The sequence below is a fragment of the Eubacterium sp. CAG:161 genome, from assembly GCF_000432355.1.
Classification (GTDB): Bacteria; Bacillota; Clostridia; order Lachnospirales; family Lachnospiraceae; genus Eubacterium_G; species Eubacterium_G segne.
Map to the genome: position 1 here is coordinate 331,915 of NZ_HF991874.1, position 4,465 is coordinate 336,379.

Consider the following 4,465-nt stretch of genomic DNA (forward strand, 5'->3'; position numbering starts at 1 on the left):
TTAGTGGCGGTAGAGCCTTTTTCTACAGGAAAGAGAAAAGAAGGAAAGGTTATAAAAGTTTTATCTCACGAAATAAGTGAAGTGGTGGGATATTTCCAGAAAAATAAATCTTTTGGATATGTGCTTCCTGATAACAATAGAATATCAAGTGATATTTATATTCCGGGAAAGTACACCATGGGGGCTGTACAGGGACATAAAGTAGTGGTGAAAATCACTGATTATGGTTCAAAGGATAGAAAACCGGAAGGAAAAGTCATAGAAATTTTAGGACATGTAAACGACCCGGGAGTTGACATTCTTTCAATTGTAAAGGGATATAACATACCATGTGAATATCCTAAAGAGGTGATGGAACAAATTGAAAATATTCCTGAAGAGGTACAGGAAAAGGACAAAGAAGGCAGACTTGATATTAGGGACTGGCAGACGGTTACGATTGATGGAGAGGATGCAAAGGATTTAGACGATGCCATAACCCTTAAAAAGGAAGATGGTATTTATACTTTAGGAGTTCATATTGCTGACGTGTCTCATTATGTAGTAGAAAATTCTCCTCTTGATAAGGAGGCAAAAGAGCGGGGAACCAGCGTATATCTGGTAGATAGGGTTATTCCAATGCTTCCCCATAAGTTATCTAATGGCATATGTTCGTTAAATCAGGGCGTTGACAGATTAGCTCTTAGCTGTATTATGAAAATAAACGAAAAAGGGGAAGTAATTGATCATCAGGTAGCAGAAACTGTAGTTAATGTTGACAGGAGAATGACCTATACAGCGGTAAATGAGATTATTACAAACAAAAATCCCGATACAATGAATGAGTACAGTGAATTAGTGCCCATGTTTCAGCTTATGGCAGAGTTATCTTCAATAATTAGGGAAAAAAGATATGGCAGAGGAGCAATAGATTTTGATTTTCCTGAATGTAAAATTACATTAGATGAAAAGGGTTATCCTGTGTCTATTAAACCTTATGACAGAAATGCAGCCACAAAGATTATTGAGGATTTTATGCTTATGGCAAATGAAACCATTGCAGAATATTATTTTTGGCAGAAGATACCTTTTGTTTATAGAAATCACGAAAAACCTGACAGTGACAGAATGAAACAGCTGTCATTGTTCATTACTAATTTCGGATATCATGTTAAAATGTCTAAAGACGAGGTACATCCAAAGGAATTACAGAAGCTTTTGAAAAGTATTGAAGGAACTCCGGAGGAGGCAATGATTAGCAGAGTTACCCTTCGTTCAATGAAAAGGGCTGAATACACACCGGAGTGTTTGGGACATTTTGGCCTGGCTGCAAAATATTATTGTCATTTTACATCACCTATAAGAAGGTATCCGGATTTACAGATTCATAGAATTATCAAGGAATGTCTTTGCGGTGACATGACGGAAAAGCATATTGAACATTACAAGTCTATTTTGCCGGAGGTCACTAAGCATTGTAGCATGACTGAAAGGCGGGCAGATGATGCAGAAAGAGATTCTGAAAAAATGAAGAAAGCTGAATATATGAGAGGCTTTATAGGAGAAGAATATACAGGTGTCATATCTTCAGTTACAAACTTTGGCGTGTATGTTGAATTGGAAAATACAGTAGAGGGACTGGTTCATGTATCAAATATGACAGATGACCATTACGAATACGATGAGGCCTCCTATAGTCTTAAAGGTCAGCAGACAATGAAGACATATAAGCTAGGTCAGATAGTGAAAATCAGGGTGGAAAATGCTGATAAAGTAACTGGAACAATTGATTTTAGTATGGTATAAATATGGAAGGAGGGGAAAAACATGGCAAAAATTTCTGAAAAGTTAATTGCTACTAACAAAAAGGCAAGACATGATTATTTTATTGAGGATACTTATGAAGCGGGAATTGTGTTGCATGGCACTGAGGTTAAGTCCCTGCGTGCAGGACATTGCAGTATTAAGGAATCCTTTGTGAGAGTGGATAACGGAGAAGTTATTATATATGGAATGCATATTAATCCATATGAAAAAGGCAATATTTTTAACAAGGATCCTTTAAGACCTAAGAAATTAATGCTTCACAAATATGAGATAAATAAGCTTGTAGGAAAGTTAAATGAAAAGGGACTAACACTGGTTCCGCTTAGGGTTTACTTTAAGGGAAGTCTGGTGAAGGTGGAGATAGGTCTTGCAAGAGGTAAGAAACTCTATGATAAGCGACAGGATATTGCAAAGAGAGACATTAAGAGAGAAAGCGAAAGAGATTTCAAAATCAGAATGAGATAAAGTGACAGGAGGATATAAAATGTATACAGAATCATTAGTTAAATTAGGAAAGGTACGTTCAGAAATAAGGGAAATTTTTGAATATGGAAATAAGAGAAAGGCAGAAATAGGGGCTGAAAATGTTTTTGATTTCAGCATAGGGAATCCAAGTGTTCCGGCACCTAAATCAGTAAATGATGCCATAATTGACCTTGTAAACAATTTTGATTCAGTGGCACTTCACGGCTATACATCAGCTCAGGGAGATGCAAAGGTTAGAACTACAATTGCAAATTACATTAATAACAGATTTAATACAGAGATTGCACCGGATAACATTTATATGACCTGTGGTGCAGCATCATCTCTTACCATTGTATTTAATGCAATAATGCAGAAAGATGACGAGTGTATAGTGTTTACACCTTATTTCCCGGAATATGGGGTATTTTTAGAGAGAACAGGTGCAAAGCTTGTGGCTGTTAAATCTGAAGATAAAACATTTCAGGTAGATATGAAAGGATTTGAGACTGCAATTAATGAGAAAACAAAAGCAGTTGTAATAAATTCTCCTAACAATCCTTCAGGTGTTGTTTATTCAGTAGAAACAATTGAAAAAATGTGCGATTTGTTAAGAAAGAAGGAAAAGGAATATGGACATCCTATTTTTCTTGTAACAGACGAGCCATACAGAGAATTGGTTTATGATGATATAGAGGTTCCATATCTTATTAATTACTATGATGATACTTTTGTATGTTATTCATACAGCAAGGCTTTATCCCTTCCGGGAGAACGTATAGGATACATTGTTGTTTCTCCAAAGATGAAAGATGCAGGAGATGCCTATGCAGCAGTTTGTGGTGCAGGACGTGCCCTTGGATATGTATGTGCATCAAGTATGTATCAGAGAGTTATTGAAAAGTGTATTGATGATACAGCGGATATTTCAATTTATAAGGTAAACAGGGATTTACTTTACAACAACCTTACGGAAATGGGATATGAATGTGTATATCCTGATGGAGCATTTTATCTTTTTGTAAAGGCAATGGGAGATGATGCCCATGAATTCTGCGAAAAGGCAAAAGAGCATGAACTTTTGTTAGTTCCTGCTGACAGCTTTGGAACACCGGGATATGTAAGAATTTCTTACTGTGTTCAGACAAAACAGATTGAGGATGCATTGCCGGCATTTAAGAAATTAGCAGAAAGCTATCAGAAGTAGGTGAAATAATGAGTGAACAAAATAGTTGCGAATTTTGCAGTAATTATGTTTATGATGAAGAATATGAGGAATATGGGTGTGTGGTAAACATGGATGAAGATGATTTAGCCAGATTACTTCAGTTTAAAAACTCCAGCTGTCCATATTTCTCATATGGTGATGAATATAGAATAGCAAGAAAGCAGTAGGTAATGAAACAGGAAACTTACATAAAGATTTCAGAATTTGTAAGAAAATATCCACATGGAGAAAGTATAGTAAAATATGCCAATAATATTATTACGGGAGTAGTATATATGGCATATTTTGTTATGCTTATATTTCTTGCAGTAAACAGGGATGAAAGGGTAATAAGAATAGTTTTAGTAACAGGCATATCTTTTATATTGGTTAGTATTTTCAGGTATGTTGTGGACGCACCAAGACCTTATACTTTGTATGAATTTAAGCCTGTTGTAAAAAAAGAAAAGACGGGGCAGTCAATGCCGAGCCGTCATGTTTTTTCAGCATTTGTTATAGGTATGTCAGTACTTTATATAAGTGTTCATTTGGGAATTCTTATTTTGGCTGACAGCTTTTTAATGTGTTTTATGAGAGTAATAGCAGGAGTACATTTTCCAAAAGATGTAATTGTCGGAGCTATTATTGGAATATTAAGTGGAGTAATTGGATTTTACATTATTTAATTAAGGATTGGAGACTAAAATGGATAATCAGAATAAATATGTAAAAGATATGACAGTAGGAACACCATACAAGTTGCTTTTAGCATTTGCAATACCACTGTTAATAGGTAATGTGTTTCAACAACTGTACAATATGGTGGATTCCGTAATAGTTGGACGGTTTGTAAGTGCAAATGCCCTTGGAGCCATTGGAACTACAGCATCATTGCAGTTTTTTTTCTTTTCACTTGTAGGTGGTCTTTCCGTGGGAATTGGAATCATTGTTTCCCAGTATTTTGGTGCCAATGATGAAAAAAATGTT

The 4,465-nt window shown here is 35.6% G+C and carries 6 protein-coding genes; all 6 read left to right on the top strand.

The features are described 5' to 3' along the window. A partial coding sequence (gene rnr, locus Q5O30_RS11585; protein WP_302674717.1) for a ribonuclease R occupies positions 1-1,785 on the top strand: 1,785 nt, incomplete at its 5' end. A gap of 21 nt (positions 1,786-1,806) precedes the next feature. Beyond that, on the top strand, positions 1,807-2,271 hold the full coding sequence (gene smpB, locus Q5O30_RS11590; protein WP_021953907.1) for an SsrA-binding protein SmpB: 465 nt from the start codon (positions 1,807-1,809) through the stop codon (positions 2,269-2,271). 19 nt (positions 2,272-2,290) lie between these two features. Beyond that, the gene (locus Q5O30_RS11595; RefSeq protein ID WP_021953908.1) at positions 2,291-3,478 is read left to right on the top strand and encodes a pyridoxal phosphate-dependent aminotransferase; all 1,188 of its coding nucleotides are present in this window, start codon (positions 2,291-2,293) and stop codon (positions 3,476-3,478) included. An 8-nt stretch (positions 3,479-3,486) separates the two neighbouring features. After that, the gene (locus Q5O30_RS11600; protein WP_021953909.1) at positions 3,487-3,666 is read left to right on the top strand and encodes a DUF6472 family protein; all 180 of its coding nucleotides are present in this window, start codon (positions 3,487-3,489) and stop codon (positions 3,664-3,666) included. Between the two features lie 3 nt (positions 3,667-3,669). Further along, a complete protein-coding gene (locus Q5O30_RS11605; RefSeq protein WP_021953910.1) occupies positions 3,670-4,164 on the top strand; it encodes a phosphatase PAP2 family protein in 495 nt (164 codons plus the stop codon). A gap of 19 nt (positions 4,165-4,183) precedes the next feature. Continuing rightward, positions 4,184-4,465, top strand: a 282-nt coding sequence (locus tag Q5O30_RS11610) for an MATE family efflux transporter (RefSeq protein ID WP_302674718.1), incomplete at its 3' end; no start/stop codon positions are given.

Coding starts and splice junctions, on each gene's coding strand:
- Q5O30_RS11600 (WP_021953909.1), top strand. CDS start 3,487: ATGAGTGAACAAAATAGTTGCGAATTTTGCAGTAATTATGTTTATGAT.
- Q5O30_RS11605 (WP_021953910.1), top strand. CDS start 3,670: ATGAAACAGGAAACTTACATAAAGATTTCAGAATTTGTAAGAAAATAT.
- Q5O30_RS11595 (WP_021953908.1), top strand. CDS start 2,291: ATGTATACAGAATCATTAGTTAAATTAGGAAAGGTACGTTCAGAAATA.
- smpB (WP_021953907.1), top strand. CDS start 1,807: ATGGCAAAAATTTCTGAAAAGTTAATTGCTACTAACAAAAAGGCAAGA.